This is a genomic window from Porcincola intestinalis (assembly GCF_009696445.1).
Classification (GTDB): domain Bacteria; phylum Bacillota; class Clostridia; order Lachnospirales; family Lachnospiraceae; genus Porcincola; species Porcincola intestinalis.
Window position 1 is genome coordinate 55,585 of record NZ_VULZ01000010.1, and the last position, 21,864, is coordinate 77,448.

Genomic DNA, 21,864 nt, shown 5'->3' on the forward strand with positions numbered 1-21,864 from the left:
GAATGAAACAATAACAAATGATAAAAAATACGATAAAACCAATTGAAAACAATAAGAATATGCCCTATAATACGCTCAAATCAACTGCAGAAGATTGGTAACCATCGTTTCACCGCTAAAACAAGCAGGAGGGACATATGAACAAAAGAGTCTTGGCAGGTATCTTGTCGATGGTGATGGCTTCAGGGATGAGCGCGGTTCCGGCGCTGGCTGATGATGCAGGACAGGAGCTGGATGTCGCGGTCAACGCGGAGGTTAAAACACTGGTTCCGTGGGCAGCTTCCGAGAGCCAGGCTTTCCTTGTGATGAACCAGGCGCAGGAAGGACTGTTCCGGATGGATGCCGACAATGTTCCGCAGCCGGCGCTCTGCGACAAGTATGAGGTTTCAGATGACAAGCTGACCTACACGTTCCATCTGAGAGATGGCATCAAGTGGAGCAACGGAGAGCCGATCACGGCGCAGGATTTCGTCTACGCATGGCTGAAGCAGATGAGCGCGGACGCAACCAACGGCTACAGCTTCCTGATGACGGACTACATCGTCGGCGGTCAGGAATACAATGAAGGAAGCGGTTCAGAGGACAAGGTGGAGGTCAAGGCAGTCGATGACAAGACCCTTCAGGTCAAGCTGAAGAATCCGACCCCTTACTTCCTCGGACTCACCACCATGTCGATGTTCTTTCCGGTCAACCAGAAGTTCTGCGAGGCACAGGGAGACCAGTTCGATGTGACACCGGACAACATGCTGTTCTCGGGACCTTACAAGATTACAGAGTATGACCCGGCAGTCGGTGCGACATTTGTCAAGAATGATCAGTACTGGGATGCGGACAACGTCGCGATCGAGAATGCGAAGGTTCGTGTCATGAAGGACTCCGCGGCAGCCCTGAATGCCTACAAGGCAGGCGAGCTGTCTCAGGTCGAGATTACCGGAACGGATGTCGCGGCGAACAAGGACAATCCGGAATTCTCCCAGCTGACCGATTTCAGAACCAACTATCTGCAGTTCAATCTGACCGATCCGGTCATGAGCAACGTGGATATGCGCAAGGCGATCTCCCTTGCGATTGACCGCAAGACGCTTGTCGACAGCATCCTTGCAGATGGCTCCGCTGCCGGAACCGGACTGATTGCGGATGGAATGGCAGGCGATGGGAGCAAGACCTTCAGAGAGCTGAACGGTGATGTCTCTCCGTATGATCCGGAGAAGGCAAAGGAGTGCTATGACAAGGCGGTCAAGGAGCTTGGCTCTGATGCTCCGAAGGAAGTCACGCTCCTGATCGGCGATGACAGTGTCATGAAGACCGTTGCAACCTTCATCCAGAGTCAGCTGGAGCAGAACCTTGGCCTGAGCGTCAAGATCGACACCAAGACGATGCAGGGGCGCGGCGAGCAGATGGATGCGAACAATTACCAGTTCGGCTTCACGGCATGGGGCGCTGACTATGACGATGCAATGACGTACCTGGATCTGTGGACGAACGGCACACCGTATCGTGGAAACTATAAGAACGATGACTACAACAAACTGATCGCAGATGCAAAGTCCCAGACGGATGACAAGGCGAGACTGCAGGATATGCTTGACGCAGAAAAGCTTCTCGTTGAGACAGACGCGGTGGTGGCTCCGATCTACCACAGAGGACATGCGGTTCTGACCAAGTCCAATCTGAAGGATCTGGTCAGCCATCCGATCGGGGTACCGATGGAATTCAAGTACGCACACTTCGAGTGATGCGGGCGGCTGTATGCCGCTGTATGCCGCAGAGTCCCGGCTTCGGGACCTGAATGTTTACCGGATTCAACATCGCTCGGCAACTTGCTTTGACGGGACATCATGAGAGAGCGGTGCTGATCAATTGGGCTGCATGGGAATCAACATGCAGCCTGATTTATATCAGAATCATGTGGAAGGAAGGCGGCTCATGGCTCGCTACATTGTTAAACGACTGATCTATATTGTGGTCACGCTCTGGGTGATCACGACCTGTACATTCTTCCTGATGAAGAAACTGCCCGGGACGCCATTCGATCCGGAACGGTTCGCCTCCATGCCGCAGGCGCAGCAGGAGAAGGTGCTGGAGATGTACGGGCTGAACGACCCGGTACCGGTCCAGTACGTGAAATATCTCGGGAATATGCTGCGCGGTGATCTCGGGACATCCTTTACCTATGTCAACCAGCCGGTTACCGGCATCATCACGTCCAGACTCGGACCTTCCTTTCTCATCGGTGCGCAGGCGGTCCTGATCGGACTGGCCATCGGGCTGATTCTCGGAATCCTGGCAGCCTGGCACCACAACAGCGGAATTGACGCCATCACAATGATCATCGCGGTGCTGGGCGTCTCTGTCCCGAACTTTGTCATGGCGGCGCTGCTTCAGTACTTTGTCGGACTGAAGTGGGGAATCCTGCCGATCGGATTCTGGACAAACTGGAAGTGTTCGATCCTTCCGACGATCGCGCTCTCCTTCAGCGCCACGGCGATGGTTGCCCGGTTCATGCGGACGGAGATGCTCGATGTTCTCAACCAGGACTACATCGTGACCGCGAAGGCGAAGGGCCTCAGTCAGATGCGGATCCTGATGTTTCATGCGATCCGGAATTCCATCATACCGGTTGTCACCATCCTCGGACCAATCGTCATCAACCTGATGACAGGTTCCCTTGCGGTGGAGAGCGTATACAGCATCCCGGGAATCGGCAGCCTGTTTGTCGACTGTATCAAGGGAAATGATTATCCCGTGATCATGGGCATCACGGTATTCTACGCTTCGTTTTATATGCTGGTGATCCTGCTTGTCGACATCATCTATTCACTGATCGACCCGCGCATCCGGCTTTCAAAGGAACAGGAGGACTAAGATGACCAATGATTGTGTAAAGGACTCCATGTTCCGAAAGGTGAAGGTGGATGAAGCGGAGAGGGAACACCTTGACGCGCCGATGACATCGGTGCTGGCGGATGCCTGGTACAGGCTCAGGCAGAACAGGGCGGCTGTGGCGGCATTGTTTATTCTGGCAGCGATTGTTCTTCTGGCGATCTTTGCGCCGGTGTTTTCTCGCTATTCCTTCAAGGAACCGGATTACAATGCAATCTTTGCGCTTCCGGACAAGGCCCACATCTTCGGCACAGACCAGTTCGGCCGGGATCTCTGGGTGCGGTGCTGGATGGGCTGCAGAATCTCCCTGATGATTGCGGTGGTCGCGGCGCTGGTCGATATCTTCATAGGCGTGACCTATGGCGCCGTCTCCGCTCTGTTCGGCGGACGCGTGGATGCCATCATGCAGCGGATCATCGAAGTCCTGGTTGGAATTCCGAGCCTGATCATTGTGATTTTGTTTCTGATGGCATTTCCGGCGGGCGTCGGGACGATCATCGCGGCACTTTCCATAACCGGATGGGTCAACATGGCACGTCTGGTCCGGGCGGAGATCCTGAAACTCAAGAACCAGGAATTTGTCCTGGCTTCCAGGGTACTGGGGACAAGCAGCAGAGGGATCATTCTGCATGATCTGGTACCGAATGCCGTAAGCGTGATCGTCATCAACGTCATGTTTACCATCCCGAGCGCGATCTTTACAGAAGCCTTCCTGAGCTTCATCGGGATCGGCCTGGCGGAGCCGCAGGCCTCCCTCGGTGTCCTGATCAACAATGGCTACCAGGTTCTTCAGAACTATCCGCATGTGATGATCTTCCCGGCAATCATTATCATATTGATCATGGTGTGCTTCAGCATCCTCGGTGATGGTCTCAGGGATGCCCTGGATCCGCAGATGAGCAGGTGAATCAGATGGAAAATGTACTCGAAGTGAAGAATCTTGTCGTGGATATCCGGACGCAGAAGGGCATCATCCATGCAGTCCGGGATGTTTCCTTCAGCCTCAGACAGGGGGAGACCCTCGCGGTCGTAGGAGAATCCGGCTGCGGAAAGTCCATGACGATGAAGGCAGTGATGCAGATCCTGCCAAAGAATGCAAGGATCACAGACGGTCAGGTGCTGTTTCACGGAAAAGACCTGAGCAAGTATTCGGACAGGCGTATGGAAAAGCTGCGCGGATCCGATATCTCCATGATCTTTCAGGACCCAATGACCTCTCTGAATCCGACGATGAAGATCGGCAAGCAGATTGAGGAGGTTCTGAAACTGCACCGCAAGGAGATGACGCCGGACGAGCGCAGGAAGCGTGTCGTGGAGCTGCTTGACCTTGTCGGCATCTCCAATCCTGAGACCCGGTACGGACAGTATCCGCATCAGCTTTCAGGCGGGCAGCGTCAGAGGGTTGATATCGCGATGGCACTTGCCTGCGATCCGGATGTGCTGATCGCCGATGAGCCGACAACAGCGCTGGACGTGACCATACAGGCGCAGATCCTCGATCTGATGCGGGAGCTTCAGAAGAAGGTCCGGACATCAATCATCATCATCACGCACAACCTGGGCGTTGTGGCGAACATCGCGGACAGAGTCGCCGTCATGTACGGCGGAAAGATTGTCGAGACAGGAGATGTAAGGGATATCTTCTATTCACCGGCGCACGAATACACGAAGGCACTCCTTGATTCGATCCCGGGAGCCGGGGACAAGGAACGGCTTCACCCGATCCCGGGGACACCGCCCGGACTGATGAAGCCGCCGGCGGGCTGTCCATTTGCAGCAAGATGCCGCCAGACAATGGAGGTCTGCGAGAAGTTCATGCCGGATTTCTATGATCAGGGAACAGCACACAGGGCAGCCTGCTGGATGCTTGACCCCAGAGCGAAGGAGGCGTAAGCGTGGGAACAGAACAGACACCTTTTCTGGAGGTACGGCACCTGAAGAAGTATTTCCATGTCGGACGGGGCAAAGTGCTCCGGGCTGTCGATGATGTCAGCTTTCATATCAACAAGGGGGAAACCTTCGGACTGGTCGGAGAGTCGGGCTGCGGAAAGTCCACCCTCGGCCGGACGGTGATCCACCTGTACGAGCCGACTTCCGGAGAGATTACCTTTGACGGCATCAAGGTCGGGGAGGAGACCTCACAGGAGCAGCGCCATCTTCTGACGAGACGGATGCAGATGATCTTCCAGGATCCGTATGCTTCTCTGAACCCGAGAAGAAAGGTCATCGATATTGTGGCGGAGGGGATGGATGCTCACCACTTGTATGCTTCTGAGGAGGAGCGCAGGGAGACGGTGATCCGGCTTCTGGAGCGTGTGGGGCTGCAGAAGGAGCATGCGGACCGCTTCCCGCACGAGTTTTCAGGCGGACAGCGCCAGCGCATCGGGATTGCGCGTGCCCTTGCTGTTCAGCCGGACTTCATTGTTTGCGATGAGCCAATCTCCGCACTTGACGTCTCGATCCAGGCGCAGGTGGTCAATCTGCTCGAGGATCTCCAGAAAGAGCACGGGCTGACCTACCTGTTCATCGCGCATGATCTGTCCATGGTCCGCCACATCAGTGACCGGATCGGAGTCATGTACATGGGCGCGCTGGTTGAGGTGGCGCCGGCGGAGGAGCTGTTCGAGCATCCGATGCATCCGTACACGCAGGCACTGCTCTCCGCAATTCCGCTGCCGGACCCGGATGTGGAGAAGAAGCGCTCAAGAATCATGCTGAATGGTTCCGTGCCCAGCCCGATTTCACTGCCGGAGAATGAATGCCGGTTCTGCAGCCGCTGTCCGGTGAAAAGTGATGTCTGCAAAAAGAGCCGTCCGGAGCTGAGAGAGCTCAGGCCAGGACATTTTGTCGCCTGCCATGAGGCAGACTGAGAGACTTCTGTGGGATGGTCAGGTGCAGAGAAGTGACCGTGAGACTTGAAAACAGCCTGTCAGAAAGATACCGGGAGGAGACTTGAGATGTATCAGTTTGACCGCGCAGCATATGAGAAAAGGATGAAATGGTTCACCGAAGCCAGATTCGGGATGTTCATCCACTACGGGCTTTACAGCATCCCGGCACGTGGGGAGTGGGTCATGAGCGATGAGGAGATGACCGATGACGAGTACCGGAAATACTTTGATGCCTTTGACCCATGCGATCTGGATATGAGACAATGGGCAAAAGCAGCGAAAGATGCCGGGATGAAATATATGGTCATGACGGCCAAGCACCATGATGGCTTCTGCCTCTATGACTCGAAGTATACGGATTTCAAGTCGACCAACACGGCCTGCCATCGTGACCTGGTTCGGGAGTATGTCGAGGCTGTGCGGGAACAGGGGCTGAAGGTCGGACTCTATTTTTCCCTGATCGACTGGCGGCATCCGGATTTTCCGCATTACAAGGATCGCCAGCACCCGATGAGGAACCATCCGGAGTGCGGCAACGAGGGACGTGATTTTGACCGTTACCTGAAGTACATGCATGCGCAGGTGCGGGAGCTGATGGAGAATTACGGGAAGATCGACCTTCTCTGGCTCGATTTCTCCTATGACGATCTGAGAGGGGAAGCCTGGAAGGCCACCGAGCTGGTGTCGATGATCCGGAGCCTCCAGCCGGATATCATCCTGAACAACAGACTGGAGGTCAGCGGAGAGGGGTTCGGCTCGCTTGCGGAAGGCCATCCGACTCCTTACCATGGTGACTTTATCACGCCGGAGCAGATGATCCCGCCTGCAGGGCTGAAGGATCCTGCCGGGAACAGCCTTGTCTGGGAAGCCTGCGTGACCATGAACGGACACTGGGGCTACTGCGCGCAGGATCATTTCTTCAAGCCATCCTCCATGCTGGTCAGAAAGCTGGTGGAGTGTGTATCAAAGGGCGGAAACATGATCCTGAACGTCGGGCCGGATGCAAAGGGCAATTTCCCAAAGGAGTCCGTCCGGATCCTTCACGAGATCGGGAGCTTCATGCGGGAAAATGGAGACAGTATTTACGGCTGCGGAGCCTGTGCGGCAAAGCCGGAGGGGATGTACCGGCTGACCCGGAAGGGCAGCAGGATTTATGTTCATATCTTTGAGAATACCATCGGACCGTTCCCGATTCCGGGAATCCCCAAGGACAAGGTGAAGGGGGTCCGGCTTCTCCGGGACGGATCGGAGGTGAAAATTTCCACTTCCTGGGTGCACAGCGACTATCCGGACATCCTGTTTGCGGATCTGGGACCGGACCCGGTGCTCCCGGATCAGACCGATACGGTTCTGGAGCTGGAACTGGAGGCATGACAGAAAGAGGGAGAACATGTTTACGGAGGAGCGGCAGCAGAAGATTCTTGAGAGCCTGCGCGAGAGCGGGAAGGTTCGGGTTCGCGACCTGAGCGAGCGCTTCGGTGTGACGGATGACTGCATCCGGAAGGACCTGAAGACGCTGGAGAATGCCGGAAGTCTGAAGCGCATCTACGGCGGGGCGCTGCTCTCCAGAGACTATACCCTGAATCGTGAGGTCGTCCAGCGGAGGACGGTTCACACGGAGGAGAAGAAGATCATCGCGGCAAAGGCCGCATCCCTGATCCGCCCCGGGGAGACGCTTTTTCTGGATGTCTCGACGACAAATGTCCTGATTGCGCAGAATCTGGCGGCATCGGGAATCAAGGTTCGTGTCGTGACAAACATGATCGATATCCTGGAGGAGCTGGTGAAGTCACCCTCCATCACGCCGATCGCGACGGGAGGCAGGATGCATACGAGCGTCAACGGCTTTATAGGGATTGAGGCCGCGGCGGCAATCCGAAGCTACAGCTTTGACCAGGGATTTTTCGGCTGCTGCGGGATCGACGCGACAGATTCCGACTATTCGCTGACAACGCTCGGCGCGGAGGACGGGCTGACAAAGCGCGCTGCCCTGAAAGCCTCGAGGCATAAGTATGTCCTGATGGAACACCAGAAGTTTGATTCAAATGAATGCTACAAGTATGCAAAGCTGGATGATATTGATGCGGTCATCACCGATGAAGAACCAAATCCCGAGATTCGGGAGCTGATCGAATCGGTCGGCGTCGATATTATTTGAAGGAGCCGGTATGAAAAGGACGAAACTGGAAGTCTGTGTGGATAGTGTGGAGTCTGCCCTGGCGGCATCTCGCGGCGGGGCGGACAGGCTGGAGCTCTGCGGATGCCTGCCGATGGGCGGCACTACGCCGGAGCTCTCTCTTTACAGAGCCGTCAGGCATTGCACGGATCTTCCGGTGCGCGTCCTGATCCGGCCGCGTGCCGGGGACTTCTGCTACAGCGCGTATGAGTTCGGAATCATGTGCGATGCGGTTGCCCTGTTCCGGGAGGAGGGGGCGGATGCGGTTGTGACCGGCTGTCTGACGCCGGAGGGAGATGTCGATCTGAAGCGGATGAAGCGGCTCCGGGAAGCGGCAGGGCCGATGGATATGACCTTCCACCGTGCGTTTGATATGGCGAGGGATGCCGGACAGGCGCTCCGGGATATTGAGTCACTCGGCGGGATCTCGACGATCCTGACATCCGGCCAGGCGCCGGACGTGGAGAAGGGCATCGGAAATCTGAAGGCTATCATAGCCGGCGCGGACGGGAGACTGGACATCATGCCGGGCGGCGGTGTCAATTCCGGGAATCTGGAGCATCTGGAAGAGGAGCTGCATGCGCCGGTCTACCATATGTCCGGAAAGATGGCGGTATCGAGCCGCATGATCTACCGGAATTCTGCGGTGAGCATGGGCGAGGACAGCAGTTCTGAATACAGAATTTGGAGGACAGACGAGGAAGAAGTCCGCAAAGCAAGGGCGATTCTCGGATAAGGGAAAGAGGACAGACATCATGTTGTTTACGGAGAAAATGGATCTTCAGGTTCATAATCGTTTTCTGGAGAGAAGAGGCAGGCTGAAGTCCTGCATGGCACATGCAGGGATGAAGGAGCGCAGCCAGGCTGACAGCTGCGCTTTAACCGGATTTCCGTCGGACGGATATCTGGAGGGACTGGATGCAGATGTTCGTACGGCGCTGGAATTTCTGTATGCCTGGATGCCGGTCTCTGATGTGATGATGTACCCGGCTGAGATGTACCTGGATTTTGCGCGCCGCGGCGTCTGGCTGAGAAAGAACAGAAGCCAGGTCGCGGCACTTCCGGCCGATTTCTTCGGGGAGTATGTTCTGTTTCACCGTGTCAACAATGAGGAGATCCGGCCGTGCCGGGAGCTGTTTGGAGAGCAGCTGGACCGTCGTTTGTATGAAGGAACGGAAAAGCCACAGACAGAGGAGGAGCGCGCGCTGGAAATCAACCGCTGGGCGGCGGAAAACGGAACGTATCACAGCGACGATATCCGGACGATCTCGGCGGAAGCCTTCTACAGCAGAGGATATGGCCGCTGCGGGGAGGAGTCCGTCTTTGTGGTGAATGCCATGCGTGCGGCAGGCGTGCCGGCGCGGCAGGTCTACGCGCCATGGTGGGCACACACGGACGACAACCATGCCTGGGTTGAGGTCTGGGTCTCAGGCCGCTGGCAGTTCCTCGGCGCCTGCGAGCCGCAGTCTGTTCTGAACCAGGGATGGTTCAACAGAGCCTCCTCCAGAACCATGCTGGTCAGAAGCAGAGCCTATACAAAGGGGGCGTTTCTGGAGGATGAGGACATCATCGGGACGGATGGCTGCGTGACGGAATGTAATCAGACAGCCAGGTACAGAGAGGTCAGAAAAATCCAGGTGCAGGTTGCAAAGGAAGTCATTGCGTCAGGGCAGGCAGGCAGAAAGCCGGATGTGTCAGGGCAGTCTGTACCAGCTCAGTCTGTGTCAGCCCGGTCTTTGACGGAGAAAAAGACCGGACAGGCGGAAAAAGCGGTCGTGGTTGAGCTGCAGGTCTATAACGAAGGCTCCTGGAAAACCCTGGCCCGGAAGAAAACAGACGAAGATGGACAGCTGAGCTTTTCTGCCGGCGACGGGATGCTCCGGATCCATCCGCTGAGCAGTGCGCTCAGGGATGCGTTTCTGCAGGCAGGAAGCGGTGATGCGGAGGTCATGCTGGCGGCAGAAGGCGGCAGCCCGGACAGCCCTAACCCGGGCAGCGATTATGATGAAGGCTGGCAGCAGATTGAGTACGCGGCACCGTCTGAGAAGCCTGTCTTTTATCCGCAGGCAGATGCCGGGCAGAGGAAGGCGGACAGTGCTTTTCTGGAAAGGGCAGCGGAAATCCGGAATGCGCGGACGAAGGACTGGGAGGCAGCCGGAACCGCTTTCCTCAGAACCGCATCCGGGACACCGGAGCAGGAGCTTGCGAGGAAGACAGTGCTCTCTTCGCTCAGCGAAAAGGATCTGACCGACTGCAGGGAGGAGATCGTCAGGAGACATCTTTCAGCAGTTCTGGAGAATGGCTTTGGAGAAAAATGCTCGGATCCGGAGGTTTTCGGTCTGCGCATCGGGAATGAAGTCCTGAGCAGCTGGTTTGAGGAGGTTTCGGCATTTCTTGGTAAGGAGCGGATCGCGTACTTTGCGGCACATCCGGAAGAGATCCGGGATTTTGTGAACAGCCATGTTCATGAGCAGCCGCAGGAAGACTTCGAAGAGCTGCTCATGACGCCCGGGGCAGCACTGAGAAGCGGTGTCTGCAATCAGCCCTCCAGAGAGGTGCTGGCGGTGGCAGTCGCCCGTGTCTGCGGGATTCCCGCAAGAATCCGGGAAGACGATGGGACAGCAGAATACCGGGTATCAGGCAGCCGGTCAGAAAAAGGAGCGCCGTCGGTCCAGGCTGAATATCTTCCGTTCGACCGTTCCCGGAGGGAGACATCCTGCCTGACCCTGCGCACAGATGATGAGGCAGATGTCAAATATGAGACCACGTGGGGGCTGACCCGGCTCTCTGATAAAGGGGAGCCGGATCAATTCCTCTCCCTGAAGGACAACTGGAATCATGGGCGCATGGACATTCCACTTGTGCCGGGCAGATACTGCCTGGTTACCGCTCAGCGGCTGCCGAACGGGAATGCGCACGTATTGGAATACCATATCCGGGCGGAGGCAGACAAGAAGGTGGATATTCGTCTGAAGATACAGCAGATCCGCCCGGAGGAGATGTTTGTCTCTGTCGACATGCCGCCTCTTCATCTGAGAGAGGACAACGGGGAGGCTGTCCGGCAGCAGAATGGGAAGAAGAGGCTGTACATCTGGCTGGCTCCGGGGCAGGAGCCAACGGAGCACATCCTGAACGAAATGCTGGACAATGAGGAGTCGTATGAGCGGATTGCGCCTGCAATTTCGCTGATCACCGATATACCAGCGCAGAAGGAGCAGAGACTGGTCCGGAAGGTGACAGATCGTTTTCCATCGATTCAGTGCTGCTATGCAGAGGAGCCGTCGGAGAGGGAGATGCTGATGCGCAGCTTTTATCTGGATCCGGGGCAGCTTCCCTTCATCTTTGTGACAGACAGAAGCGGGCACGGTATCTTTTCAGCCGGTGGCTATCAGGTCGGGACAGGACGCCTTCTCATCCAAATCATGAACCTGTGAAGGAGGGCTGTTTTGGACAGAAGGAAGGACCGGGAATCGGGCGTGACGACCGGGCAGAGGCTTTTGCAGTGGATGAAAGCACTTGATGAGCCTAGACCTGCCGGAAGCGGCGCGGAGAGGGAAGCCGCAATGCATATCGCGAAGACCATCCGCATGGCAGGCGGAGAGCCTGAGACAGAGTCATTCCCAATCTGGCTCTGTGAACAGACAGCTGCACTGACAGTGTCCGGCAGCGATTCAAAGGCCAGCGTTCTGCATATCCCCGTGCGGGCATATGACAGGCCGGTGCGGCAGAGCAGTTATACAGATGTGCCGTCGGACACACCCGTGTCCACTGATCAGGCAGCACCACAGAGGCAGACTGACGCGTCCGTGGGTCTGGCAGCAGCGAAGAGACAGGCTGACGCATCCGTGGGACAGGAAGCAGCGAAGAGACAGGCTGACGCATCCTTGGGTCAGGCAACAGCGCGGGAACAGCTGAACGACCCGGCGCGGAATGAGAAACCTGAGCGCCTCGAAGCAGCCGGGCCGCTTCTGTATGTGGAGGATGGCGGGACCCATGCGCTGTCGCTGGCAAAGGGCTGCATCGTCATGCTGAATCAAGCAGTCAGCTCTGACTTGTACAGAAAGCTTTCCGAGGCAGGCATCGCGGCGTATCTCACAGTCACAGGGACACCCATTGACGTTGGGCAGGACAGACTTCCGGCTAGACGGCGGATCAGCCGCGGCGAGGAGAGAACAATCCCCGGCGCGACGATTCACTGCCAGGATGCATCGATGCTGATCGAAAAGATGGCAGCGGATGAACCTCAGAAGCAGCCTCAACTCCCCGGAATCAGCCGAAAAACCTGGGCAAGACTGACGACTGACAGTCGTATCGTCCGGAAAACCTCTCAGAATGTCTGCGCTTCTGTCAGCGGAAAGACAGACAGGGAAGGCTACGTACTCCTGACCGCTCATTATGATTCCGTACCGGAAGGACCGGGGGCGTATGACAACCTGGCAGCATGCAGCGTCCTGGTGGAGCTGTACAGACGCCTTTACGTGCACCCGGCAGACAGAGAAGTGCGTTTCGCCTGGCTTGGATCTGAAGAACAGGGGATGCTCGGAAGCTATGCTTATGTGCGGCGTCACGAATCGGAGCTTAGGGCGTGTCTGGCAGACATCAACATTGATCTGGCCGGGCAGGCAATCGGATCAGATGTCATCGGCGTGACAGGAAGCGATTCATTTGCATCTGAGATCCGGACAATTCTAGAAGAATATGGAAGTGACGCGGAAGTCAGGCAGAGCATCTGGTCAGGGGACGCCAACACGTTTGCCTGGAAGGGTGTTCCGGCCCTTACATACGACAGAGACGGCTTTGGCATGCACACCTGCCACGATGAGCAGCGATTTCTGTCCGCATGGGAGCTTGGGAGAGAAGCAGACCTGATCGAAGCGATGGTGCGGAATCTTGCAGGCAGGGAGGTCTCCGCTTCTGAGCGTGAGCTGCCAGAGGAGATGGGATTAGAGCTGCAGAAGCTATTCGCGGAATACTGATCAACAGATATGTATGACAGAAATCATCAATCGTCGTACTCAATCAAGAGAGCCATGCATCCTCAATATCGATGCATGGCCCTTTGTATTTTCTGGAGAGTTACTCAGAGAAGAATTCGACAATCGTGTGAATGGCCGTGTCCATAAGCTTTGGATTGCGGAAGGGGTGATCTGCGCCCTCGACCGGAACCAGCTCGATCACGTTGTCCTCGCAGAATTTCTCGGAGTCGCTGATCGGGACCATCTCATCGGCGGTTCCGTGGATGACGATCATGCTGTCCGCCCAGTCAAAATATTCATATTTGCGGACATCGCTCGCCGCCAGCTCATCAAAGAGGGATTTGTCAACCTTGAACTTTCGATCCAGGCCAATCATCACTTCCTTGCCCTTTTCCAGCTTCTCGAGATCGGTATCTTTCACATTCTTCAGCATCAGGTCGTGCATCCGGATGCCGGGTGCGCGGAGAGCAATTTTTGCAAATGGGTTCCCGATTTCTGCGATGTATTTTAGGGTCAGATATCCTCCAAAGCTGACAGAATAATTGAAGAGTGTTTTGGCCTGCAGTGTATTCTTCGCATAGTCTGTGACAAGCGTCAGGTACAACATGCAGTCTTTCAGCTCGAGCTTTTTTCTTGCGTCCTGCCCATGACAGGGCCAGTCAAAGGCGATCACAGCGTCTGCCTTATGCTTAGACAGATACTTTTCCGCAAAACGCGTTATATTTGATACGTCCTTGCTGCTGCCGTATCCGTGTGTACAGATAACGACACGATCATGTGTACGGCTGTCCTCCTCCACCAGAAGGCGGCAGCGGACGGAAGCACCATTTTCGTTGATATCAATATGTTTTTCTTTCATGAAGACCCGGTCTTTCCTTTAAAATGCATATTTCTGAAAGTGTCCGGGAAGCATTGTATCACAGATTCTGACTGATAAAGAATTTCTTTCGCGCAGCCCTTCGATTCCTGCTTTGTGCTGAGGAGACTAGTTGAAGTTATTTGGCATCTGAAATATGATTTATTCAGGATAAATAGACATGCCAGATGAATGGGCATGCCGCGGGGAAGAGACATCAGGTGAACTGGGAGGAAGGGTATGCTGACATATCATCTGGATGCGGGGGCTGGACCGCTCTACAAGCAGCTCTATGATTGTATGAAACAGGATATTGAGAATGGGAAGCTTTCCTCCGGGGAGAAGGTGCCATCGAAGCGGACGCTGGCACGAAACCTGGGGATCAGCACAATCACAGTGGAGACTGCCTATAGTCAACTGATCGGGGAGGGGTATCTGTATACGCTTCCGAAGAAGGGATATTACGTCTCAGATCTGGCGGGCATGCACAGGTTTCGGAGTGGTATGAAGACTGGCCAGCCTGCAGAAACGGATGCTGACCGAACGAAGACTGCATTTGCAAGCCGTGCACATGAAATAAATGCCAGTATGTTTGAACGGAGAATTGCTTCAGAAGAGGCTGAACCGGCGGAATGCAAGGACGCCGGCATGAAAGCTGGCAAGATTTGGTTTGACTTTTCCTCCAACCGGACGGAAGCGGCGGATTTTCCGTTTTCCATCTGGGCGAAATGCATGCGGGAGACGATCTCGATGCGCGAACAGGAGCTGATGGAGGTGTCCCCGAGCGGTGGTGTGGAGGCGCTCCGTCTTGCCATCGCGGATCACCTGGCATCCTTTCGGGGCATGTCGGTCGATCCGGCACAGATCATCATCGGGGCAGGGACGGAGTATCTGTACACGCTTCTGATCCGTCTGCTGGGGCAGGATAAGGTGTACTGCATTGAAAATCCGGGATACCGAAAGCTTCTGGCAATTTACAGGAGCAGCGGCGCAGCGTGTCGGTTTGCGGATGTCGACAGCCAGGGCATGATTGTCGGTCAGCTGAGGGAGAGCGGCGCCGATATTGCGCACATCAGCCCGACGCATCATTTCCCGACAGGGGTCACGATGCCGGTCAGCAGACGCTATGAGATACTCGCCTGGGCAAGCGAATCGGAAGAACGATATATCATCGAGGATGACTATGACAGCGAGTTCAGAATCAAAGGTCATCCGATGCCGTCACTCCAGAGCATTGACGAAGCCGGAAAGGTGATATACATGAATACCTTTTCAAAGTCTCTGACCTCAACCATCCGAATCAGCTACATGGTGCTGCCGCCCCGGCTGGTCAGCGTGTTCTATCAGAAGCTGGGTTTTTATTCCTGTACGGTCTCGACCTTCGACCAGTATGCCCTGGCGGACTTCATCAGTCAGGGGTATTTTGAAAAGCACATCAATCGGATGCGTCTGTCCTATCGCAGAAGACGGGAGAAGGTTCTTTCGATCACGAAGACGCTCTTCAGCCCTGAGGAGTGCCGAACCATTGAAAATGATTCCGGCCTTCATCTGATTCTGGAGCTTCGAACCGACAGGACGGAGGAAGAGATTCGGAGGGAACTGTTAAAAAAAGGCATCCGGATCAGCAGTGTGGCAGACTATGACATGCGCCACGAAAGCAGATACGGACACCAGTTCATCATCAATTATTCAAGTATGGATCTTGACCGCCTGGAGGAAGCGTACAGAGCGCTTCGGAAGGCGTGTGGTTTTCCTGTTTTATGATGTTTTTTTGAACAGTGCGGTCGAGATATTGAAGGCGTTGTCAGCGCAGCGCTCCAGATCTGTTGTCATATCAGTGAAGACGATTCCGGCCATCGGATTGCAGTTGCCGTTCATCAGACGCTGTACATGGTTGTTTGTGATCTGGTCATGAAGCTGATCCACCTGGTTTTCATTCTCAGAGGCTTCCGGAAGCTTGCTGAAGTTTTCTTCGGAGAAGATGTCAATGCACAGCTCGACGCTTCGGACAACCTTCTCCGAGAGCTTTTGAAGATCGGACTTTCCGGCGGTTGACAGCTTGTCATTCTGCTCATCCAGTTTCTGGCGGAATTCGATGATGTTTTCAGCCTGGTCCCCGATGCGCTCAAAGTTCATGGCGATCACCATCAGCTTTGAGGCACGGAAGGCATCTGCGTCTGTCAGGTCGAGCGATCGGGTCTCCATGAGCCGGTCTGAGATCGCCTGACAGAGATAATCGATGATGGACTCGGTGTCTTCCACCTGATTCATCAGCTTCTGTGTATTTCCGTCTTCAAAGAAGCACTGGAGCGACAGCTTCAGATTGTCGAGGGTCATCTCCCCCATTCTCCTGCATTCCAGGACCGCCTGCCGAATCTGGACGGAAGGCAGGGTTGATTTCGCGGAATTCAGGTACAGTAGTTTCTTGCCTTCCAGCATCCTTGTCTCTTCCGGAAGCCGGGGAATCATCAACTCTGCCAGCCTTACGATCAACCCTGAAAATGGAGCCAGAACCAGAACGGAAAAGATTGCAAAGATCGTGTGCGTGTTTGCGATCTGGCGGCCGATGTTATTCGGGGACAGTCTGCAGATCAGATCCAGAACCTGCGGGAAGATGCTGATGATGGTCAGAAGAAGCGCTGCCCGCAGCAGGTTGAATACGAGATTCAGCACAGCGGACCGCTTTCCGTTCCGATTCGTGGTCAGTCCGGCCAGCAGGTTTGGGGTTACAGAACCGATCGCAGCTCCGATCAGCAGGTATACGGTCGTGCGATAATTCAGAATGCCTTGTACGGCGAAGGTCTGAAAGATGACAGTGGACGAAGAAGAGCTTTGCAGAAGAGCTGTGAAGGCAATTCCAAACAGAACAGCCAGGACAGGGTTCGACAAGCCAGCAAGAAACTGCTCAAACTGAACGCTCTGCGAAAGCGGTTTGATTGCGTCTTTGATCAGTCCGACACCGACAAACAGCATTCCGAAGCCAAGAATGATCATTCCAACGGATTTCACCTTTTTCCTGGACATAAAGAGGTACATCACGCAGCCGATGAACAGCAGAAGCGGGGCGAACGCTGTCAGGTCGAACGCAGTGATCTGTGCCGTAATGGTTGTACCGATATTGGCGCCCATGATGACGGCGATGGCTTCCTTCAGATTCATCAGGCCTGAGTTTACAAAGCCGATCACCATCATATCTGTAGCAGAAGAGCTCTGGATCAGAACGGTTACGCCCGTTCCCAGCAGGATGCCAAGGATTTTATTGGACGTTGCATGCTCCAGAATTGTTCGGACCTTGTCTCCGGCGGCGCTCTGAAGGCCGGACGACATCAGCGTCATTCCAAGAAGAAACAGCCCGACACCGCCCAGGAGGGCAAAGAAATCGGCAATACTCATAGCACAGTACTCTCTTTTCTGTATGTAATCTATGTAAAGTATATAAATATTATGTAAAGCAGGTAAATTATATGAAGGAATACGTAAGGAATAGGCCACGATTTATCAATAAATTTGCCACAGACTCATTATACTAAAGGTGCAGGTGACAATCAACATCGGGTTCAGCTGACCGGCCTGAAGCGGTGACTGAAAGCACAGGAAGGCAGCGTTTTGAAGAGATTGTGAAGATTTCGGAAGGTTCCTTGACAGACGGTACGAAACCTTATAGATTAGGCCGCGAAGGGTGCTGAATAACCTTTTTAGGAGCGTGATCCTTATGACAGCTTATTTCAAAAAGCAGATGGATAAAGAGTCGAACAGGAGAATTGCCGCAGATATTTCGGCTTATGGAAAAGAGGTCATTGATTCAGAGCTGTTTCGCAAGGCATTTGCGCAGAAACATCATACAAACACAACGGTGGGTGAGCACACGCTGAATGTGACGGCCGCTGCACTTCGCATGTGTTATGCGCTTGAGAAGACGGGACTGAGACTGGACAGAAGAGCGGTAACAATTGGCGCACTGTGCCATGATCTTGGCATCATCGGCCGCTATGAGAAGTTTGAGAACAATCGCGTCTGCTGCAGGCTTCATCCGATTGACTCTGTCAGAATTTCAAGGAAACTTGTGCCGGAGATCGACCATAAGACGGAGGAGATTATCCGGTGCCATATGTGGCCGCTCAACGGCTGGATGCCGACGTCGGCGGAAGGATACCTGATCACGGTTGCGGACAAGTACAGTTCTATTCGGGAACTGCTCTACAGACCGGCGCTGCCGCTGCTTCGGCATGAGACGGCCGGGATGATCCTCGGTGCCCTGGTCTGCGGCGCTGTCGGCTGACAAGATAGTGCCATGGTGGTGCCGTGGTGGTGTTCCACCTTATGTTTCTGAACGCTGATCAACTCAGGAACGGTGCCATCTTTGACAGACAGTTCCGGGGCAGGTTCATCCCCACAGTCTTTTGACACGCGGGACGATCAGCCTGTTCAGGAAGCCGGTCACGATACCGGCTCCAAGTCCGGCGAGCATCAGGACGGGAAGGTACCATTTCCAGGGGAAGCCGATCACAACCAGCGTGGCGACCAGAATCTGTCCGCAGTTGTGCAGAACGCCGCCGAGTGCGCTGACGGATACGACACTGAACCTTCCTGTTTTTCTGACCAGCGCCATGCCGAGAATGCTGAGGGCGGTTCCGGCAAGACCATACGAGATGCTGAACAGGTTCCCGAACAGAAAGCCGATGATGAGCACGCGCAGAGCGGAGATCACAATGGCTTCCTTCCATCCTGCCAGGTACAGGATGGTCACAATCACGATGTTCGCAAGTCCGAGCTTCATACCCGGAACAGGCATGGGGACCGGAATAATCGCCTCAACATATCCGAAGAGTACCGCTAGTGCCAGCAGCAGGCCGGAGACAGCGACTTTGCGGGCAATTTTATCACCGTGCGACTCCATCGAGTTCCCCTCCTTCTGATTCCTTTGCATCGACGATCGAAAGCACAATCTTATTGGGCAGGCAGACAATCGTGCCTCCATTCTCATCGATGGCGCTTTCCTGGATACAGATCTGGTCCGGGCAGTCAGCCGATATCATCTTTACTTTCCCATTCTGAATTCTGCATACGTTCGAGTCATTGATCTCGATATCCCGGTCTGTCGTCAGAGGGTACGTACCGTACTCTTTACCATCCACCTGGATCAGAAGAGCCGGCGATTTTGGCTTCACAGCCGTGACAATCGGAATGATCAGGAGAATGACAGACAACAGCGCAAGACCGCCGATCAGGAGCAGGTCATTGCGCCGGATCTGCCGGTCGGATCGGTTATATGCAGATTTCGCCTCTTTATCCTTCTCTATCATGCTTGTTCCCAAAGCTTTCGAAATTGTGAGACTGCATTGTTGTGAGACTCCATGATTGCGAGACTCCGCCATTCAGCCGGCTGATACGGTCTCAATCTTGTACCGATCGGATAGAAAGGAATTTTTCAGTCCTTCGCTGATGGTGATGGTCTGATCGGTGTCAAAGAGTACCATGTCAAACTGGTCCTTGTGTGCCTTCCAGAAGGAAATGGCCTTCATTTTTCCCATCACGCAGAGGGAGGTTGAAAGACCGTCCGCCAGGGCACCATCCTTGCAGATGATGGAGACGGAGGAAAGGTCATTTTCGACCGGGTACCCGGTCGAGGGGTCGATGATATGCGGATACCGCCTTCCGTCCTGATCAACGAGGTAGCGCTCATAGCCGCCCGAGGTGATGACGGTACTGTCTTCTGAAAGCGTGAGGATTCCCAGAAGCGCGCTGGTGTCTGCAGGATCTTCGATGCCGACGCGCCAGGGGCTTCCATCGGGCTTGTTTCCGGTCACTTGAATGTTTCCGCCCAGATCGGCAAGTCCGCCTGTCAGATGATGCTTCTGATAGATGTCCATGACCGCCTGGGAGGTGTAGCCCTTGGCGATTCCGCCGAAGTCAATCTGGACACCGGAGGGGAGAGTGAGCTTTTTCGTCTCTGGATCATAGATGACCTTGGAGGAGTCGACCAACGGAAGAAGCGCCTCAATCTCCACTTTTGTCGGGACATGGCTGATCAGATGCTCACTTGAGGAAAGGGCATCCGCCGCAGCCTCGGTCTGTGTCTCAGCTTCGGTCTGCGCAGAAGCCTCGTGTCCTGGGGCGTTCTCTGTGCTGCTTTCCGTCTCATCTCCGGATTCGCCGAAGAATTCCGTAAATCCCCAGAGCTTCATGATGGGGTAGATGGTGAAATCGAAGGCGCCGTTTGTTTCCTGATATAACTGAAGGGACATGTCAGTCAGCGCGGCAGTGTCGTCCGAGAGTGTTCCGCTTCCATCGTGGTTGATCTGCCATACCTCGCTGCCTTTTGTGCCGGTTGAAAGCAGGCTGTCGAGCGAACGGATTTTTTTCTCCGCGTCATCGAGTGCCGCCCCGGCATCCTCGCCGTAGGCCTTCAGGTTCATCACGGTTGTCATTGCGAAAAGCTGACGGGTCTGCGGCTCCTCGTTCTGACCGGCATATGCGGCCGGAGTGAGGACGGCAGATATAAGCATGCTGCACGCCAGCATGGCACCGGCTGCGGCTGGTGTGATGGGCGTGGTGGTTTTTTTCAGATATTTGAAAGACATCGGTTCCTCCTATCGTCGGATCGCAGTCACCTGGTCAATGTAACATGATGATATAACCCCCGGGTGTCTGCCGGAAAAAGATTCTGGTATAGGAATTGAAAATGCTAATTATTATTTGTATAATATTTCAATTGTGCAAGTCAAGACTATTGACATGATTGGAGGAGGTATTCATGGGTGTGTTGACGTTCAGAGGGGGCGTTCACCCTTATGAGGGCAAGGAGCTCTCATCGAAAAAGCCCATCGAAAAACTGGATCCCGGACCGGAGCTGGTCTACCTGATGTCCCAGCATATCGGCGCACCGGCAAAGCCAGTGGTTGCAGTCGGTGACCGGGTTCTGAGAGGGCAGATGATCGGGGAGGCAGGGGGCTTTGTTTCTGCGCCGGTCTATGCGTCAGTATCCGGGACCGTGAAGGAAATCGGCACCCGAAAGACCGCAACAGGGGCGCCTGCAACAGCTGTCATTATCGAAAATGATCAGAAGTACGAGTCTGTTTCATTTGAGGGAGCGAAGCTGGAGAACCTGAGCCGGGAGGAGATTCTGGAGAGAATCAGAAAAGCCGGCGTAGTCGGAATGGGCGGGGCAGGATTCCCGACAGCTGTCAAGCTGGCGCCAAAGGACCCGTCTGTGATTGACCACATCCTGGTCAACGCATCAGAATGTGAGCCGTATCTGACATCCGATTACCGGTGCCTGATGGAGGAGCCGGAGAAGATTGCAGCCGGTCTTGAGGTGATCCTGAAGCTTTTTGGTCCCTCCTGCGAGGGCGTGATCTGTATTGAAGATAACAAGTTGGATGCGGCGGAGGTCATGCGGAACACCATATCCGGGAAGAGCCGGATGAGGGTTGCTGTTACAAAGACCAAGTATCCGGAAGGTGCAGAGCGCTCTCTGATCAAGGCAGTTACAGGGCGTGAGGTGAACTCTTCCATGCTGCCGGCGGATGCAGGCTGCGTGGTCGACAATGTGCAGACGGTCATCGCCGTCTATGAGGCTGTCATCGAAGGTAAGCCGCTCATGGAGCGTGTCTTTACGATCTCCGGGGATGCGCCGAAGGACCCGAAGAACTTCCGGGTTCCGGTCGGGACGCCATATACAAGAATCATCGAGGCGGATGGCGGATTTCTGGGAAATCCTGAGAAGGTGATATCCGGCGGCCCGATGATGGGATTTGCACTGGCGGATCTGGACGTTCCGGTGACAAAGACCTCCGGTGCACTGACCTGCTTTTTGCACGATCCGGTGAAAAATCTGGAGAGCGGACCCTGTATCCGCTGCGGTAAGTGCATCGAGGTCTGCCCGCAGCGGCTGGTGCCGTGCAGACTTTTGGATATCGTCCTGCATGGGGATATGCAGCGGTTCCAGGACGAGTATGGGATGGAGTGCGTGGCATGCGGCTGCTGCAGCTACAACTGCCCGGCAAAGCGCCCGCTGGCTGTCAACATCAATGCCATGAGAGGCAAGGTGCTGGCGGAGAGAAAGAAGAACAGGAAGTGAGG

General features: G+C 54.8%; 18 protein-coding genes. 13 read left to right on the forward strand and 5 right to left on the reverse strand.

Annotated features, from left to right (window positions below):
• Positions 1-137 precede the first annotated feature (137 nt).
• The 10 genes from FYJ35_RS09765 (at position 138) to FYJ35_RS09810 (ending at position 12,926) form a co-directional block, all read left to right on the forward strand.
• Positions 138-1,736: a peptide ABC transporter substrate-binding protein gene (locus FYJ35_RS09765; RefSeq protein WP_154526008.1), complete on the forward strand. Its 1,599-nt coding sequence runs from the start codon at positions 138-140 to the stop codon at positions 1,734-1,736.
• Positions 1,737-1,926: 190 nt separating this feature from the next.
• Positions 1,927-2,865: an ABC transporter permease gene (locus FYJ35_RS09770; protein WP_154526010.1), complete on the forward strand. Its 939-nt coding sequence runs from the start codon at positions 1,927-1,929 to the stop codon at positions 2,863-2,865.
• Position 2,866: 1 nt separating this feature from the next.
• Positions 2,867-3,790: an ABC transporter permease gene (locus tag FYJ35_RS09775; RefSeq protein WP_154526012.1), complete on the forward strand. Its 924-nt coding sequence runs from the start codon at positions 2,867-2,869 to the stop codon at positions 3,788-3,790.
• Between the two features lie 5 nt (positions 3,791-3,795).
• Positions 3,796-4,776: an ABC transporter ATP-binding protein gene (locus FYJ35_RS09780; RefSeq protein ID WP_154526014.1), complete on the forward strand. Its 981-nt coding sequence runs from the start codon at positions 3,796-3,798 to the stop codon at positions 4,774-4,776.
• Between the two features lie 2 nt (positions 4,777-4,778).
• Entirely contained in the window at positions 4,779-5,753 is a 975-nt protein-coding gene (locus FYJ35_RS09785) for an ABC transporter ATP-binding protein (RefSeq protein WP_277067518.1), read from the forward strand.
• 87 nt (positions 5,754-5,840) lie between these two features.
• The gene (locus tag FYJ35_RS09790; protein WP_154526016.1) at positions 5,841-7,148 is read left to right on the forward strand and encodes an alpha-L-fucosidase; all 1,308 of its coding nucleotides are present in this window, start codon (positions 5,841-5,843) and stop codon (positions 7,146-7,148) included.
• 16 nt (positions 7,149-7,164) lie between these two features.
• Entirely contained in the window at positions 7,165-7,932 is a 768-nt protein-coding gene (locus FYJ35_RS09795; RefSeq protein ID WP_154526018.1) for a DeoR/GlpR family DNA-binding transcription regulator, read from the forward strand.
• Positions 7,933-7,942: 10 nt separating this feature from the next.
• Complete coding sequence (locus FYJ35_RS09800) at positions 7,943-8,686, forward strand: copper homeostasis protein CutC (RefSeq protein WP_154526020.1); 744 nt, start codon at positions 7,943-7,945, stop codon at positions 8,684-8,686.
• A 19-nt stretch (positions 8,687-8,705) separates the two neighbouring features.
• Complete coding sequence (locus FYJ35_RS09805; protein ID WP_154526022.1) at positions 8,706-11,384, forward strand: transglutaminase-like domain-containing protein; 2,679 nt, start codon at positions 8,706-8,708, stop codon at positions 11,382-11,384.
• A gap of 12 nt (positions 11,385-11,396) precedes the next feature.
• Positions 11,397-12,926, forward strand: coding sequence for a M28 family metallopeptidase (locus FYJ35_RS09810; RefSeq protein ID WP_154526024.1), 1,530 nt, complete (start codon positions 11,397-11,399; stop codon positions 12,924-12,926).
• A 100-nt stretch (positions 12,927-13,026) separates the two neighbouring features.
• Here the strand turns inward: FYJ35_RS09810 and FYJ35_RS09815 are convergent, their stop codons facing one another.
• Complete coding sequence (locus FYJ35_RS09815) at positions 13,027-13,785, reverse strand: alpha/beta hydrolase (RefSeq protein WP_154526026.1); 759 nt, start codon at positions 13,783-13,785, stop codon at positions 13,027-13,029.
• Between the two features lie 237 nt (positions 13,786-14,022).
• Here FYJ35_RS09815 and pdxR point away from each other — a divergent pair, with 237 nt between their 5' ends.
• Complete coding sequence (gene pdxR, locus FYJ35_RS09820) at positions 14,023-15,546, forward strand: MocR-like pyridoxine biosynthesis transcription factor PdxR (RefSeq protein ID WP_154526028.1); 1,524 nt, start codon at positions 14,023-14,025, stop codon at positions 15,544-15,546.
• Here the strand turns inward: pdxR and FYJ35_RS09825 are convergent.
• Complete coding sequence (locus FYJ35_RS09825) at positions 15,541-17,175, reverse strand: Na/Pi cotransporter family protein (RefSeq protein WP_154526030.1); 1,635 nt, start codon at positions 17,173-17,175, stop codon at positions 15,541-15,543. The genes pdxR and FYJ35_RS09825 overlap by 6 nt on opposite strands.
• A 319-nt stretch (positions 17,176-17,494) precedes the next feature.
• Here FYJ35_RS09825 and FYJ35_RS09830 point away from each other — a divergent pair, with 319 nt between their 5' ends.
• The gene (locus FYJ35_RS09830; protein WP_154526032.1) at positions 17,495-18,061 is read left to right on the forward strand and encodes an HD domain-containing protein; all 567 of its coding nucleotides are present in this window, start codon (positions 17,495-17,497) and stop codon (positions 18,059-18,061) included.
• Between the two features lie 105 nt (positions 18,062-18,166).
• Here FYJ35_RS09830 and FYJ35_RS09835 read toward each other — a convergent pair whose 3' ends face one another.
• The 3 genes from FYJ35_RS09835 to FYJ35_RS09845 all read right to left on the reverse strand — a co-directional run bounded on the left by FYJ35_RS09835 (position 18,167) and on the right by FYJ35_RS09845 (position 20,363).
• A complete protein-coding gene (locus tag FYJ35_RS09835; RefSeq protein ID WP_154526034.1) occupies positions 18,167-18,679 on the reverse strand; it encodes a Gx transporter family protein in 513 nt (170 codons plus the stop codon).
• Complete coding sequence (locus tag FYJ35_RS09840) at positions 18,663-19,085, reverse strand: NusG domain II-containing protein (RefSeq protein ID WP_205839795.1); 423 nt, start codon at positions 19,083-19,085, stop codon at positions 18,663-18,665. The genes FYJ35_RS09835 and FYJ35_RS09840 overlap by 17 nt, the downstream gene beginning before the upstream one ends.
• A 72-nt stretch (positions 19,086-19,157) precedes the next feature.
• Positions 19,158-20,363 carry an FAD:protein FMN transferase gene (locus FYJ35_RS09845; RefSeq protein WP_154526038.1) on the reverse strand — a complete coding sequence of 402 codons (1,206 nt, stop codon included), beginning with the start codon at positions 20,361-20,363 and terminating at the stop codon, positions 19,158-19,160.
• 173 nt (positions 20,364-20,536) lie between these two features.
• Between FYJ35_RS09845 and rsxC the strand changes: the two genes are divergently transcribed.
• A complete protein-coding gene (rsxC, locus tag FYJ35_RS09850; RefSeq protein ID WP_154526040.1) occupies positions 20,537-21,862 on the forward strand; it encodes an electron transport complex subunit RsxC in 1,326 nt (441 codons plus the stop codon).
• Positions 21,863-21,864: the final 2 nt, after the last annotated feature.

What these genes read in the sequence shown, in the direction of transcription:
- FYJ35_RS09765 (WP_154526008.1), top strand. Translation starts at nt 138, where the DNA reads ATGAACAAAAGAGTCTTGGCAGGTATCTTGTCGATGGTGATGGCTTCA.
- FYJ35_RS09770 (WP_154526010.1), top strand. Translation starts at nt 1,927, where the DNA reads ATGGCTCGCTACATTGTTAAACGACTGATCTATATTGTGGTCACGCTC.
- FYJ35_RS09775 (WP_154526012.1), top strand. Translation starts at nt 2,867, where the DNA reads ATGACCAATGATTGTGTAAAGGACTCCATGTTCCGAAAGGTGAAGGTG.
- FYJ35_RS09780 (WP_154526014.1), top strand. Translation starts at nt 3,796, where the DNA reads ATGGAAAATGTACTCGAAGTGAAGAATCTTGTCGTGGATATCCGGACG.
- FYJ35_RS09790 (WP_154526016.1), top strand. Translation starts at nt 5,841, where the DNA reads ATGTATCAGTTTGACCGCGCAGCATATGAGAAAAGGATGAAATGGTTC.
- FYJ35_RS09795 (WP_154526018.1), top strand. Translation starts at nt 7,165, where the DNA reads ATGTTTACGGAGGAGCGGCAGCAGAAGATTCTTGAGAGCCTGCGCGAG.
- FYJ35_RS09800 (WP_154526020.1), top strand. Translation starts at nt 7,943, where the DNA reads ATGAAAAGGACGAAACTGGAAGTCTGTGTGGATAGTGTGGAGTCTGCC.
- FYJ35_RS09805 (WP_154526022.1), top strand. Translation starts at nt 8,706, where the DNA reads ATGTTGTTTACGGAGAAAATGGATCTTCAGGTTCATAATCGTTTTCTG.
- FYJ35_RS09815 (WP_154526026.1), bottom strand. Translation starts at nt 13,785, where the DNA reads ATGAAAGAAAAACATATTGATATCAACGAAAATGGTGCTTCCGTCCGC.
- pdxR (WP_154526028.1), top strand. Translation starts at nt 14,023, where the DNA reads ATGCTGACATATCATCTGGATGCGGGGGCTGGACCGCTCTACAAGCAG.
- FYJ35_RS09825 (WP_154526030.1), bottom strand. Translation starts at nt 17,175, where the DNA reads ATGAGTATTGCCGATTTCTTTGCCCTCCTGGGCGGTGTCGGGCTGTTT.
- FYJ35_RS09830 (WP_154526032.1), top strand. Translation starts at nt 17,495, where the DNA reads ATGACAGCTTATTTCAAAAAGCAGATGGATAAAGAGTCGAACAGGAGA.
- FYJ35_RS09835 (WP_154526034.1), bottom strand. Translation starts at nt 18,679, where the DNA reads ATGGAGTCGCACGGTGATAAAATTGCCCGCAAAGTCGCTGTCTCCGGC.
- FYJ35_RS09840 (WP_205839795.1), bottom strand. Translation starts at nt 19,085, where the DNA reads ATGATAGAGAAGGATAAAGAGGCGAAATCTGCATATAACCGATCCGAC.
- FYJ35_RS09845 (WP_154526038.1), bottom strand. Translation starts at nt 20,363, where the DNA reads ATGTCTTTCAAATATCTGAAAAAAACCACCACGCCCATCACACCAGCC.
- rsxC (WP_154526040.1), top strand. Translation starts at nt 20,537, where the DNA reads ATGGGTGTGTTGACGTTCAGAGGGGGCGTTCACCCTTATGAGGGCAAG.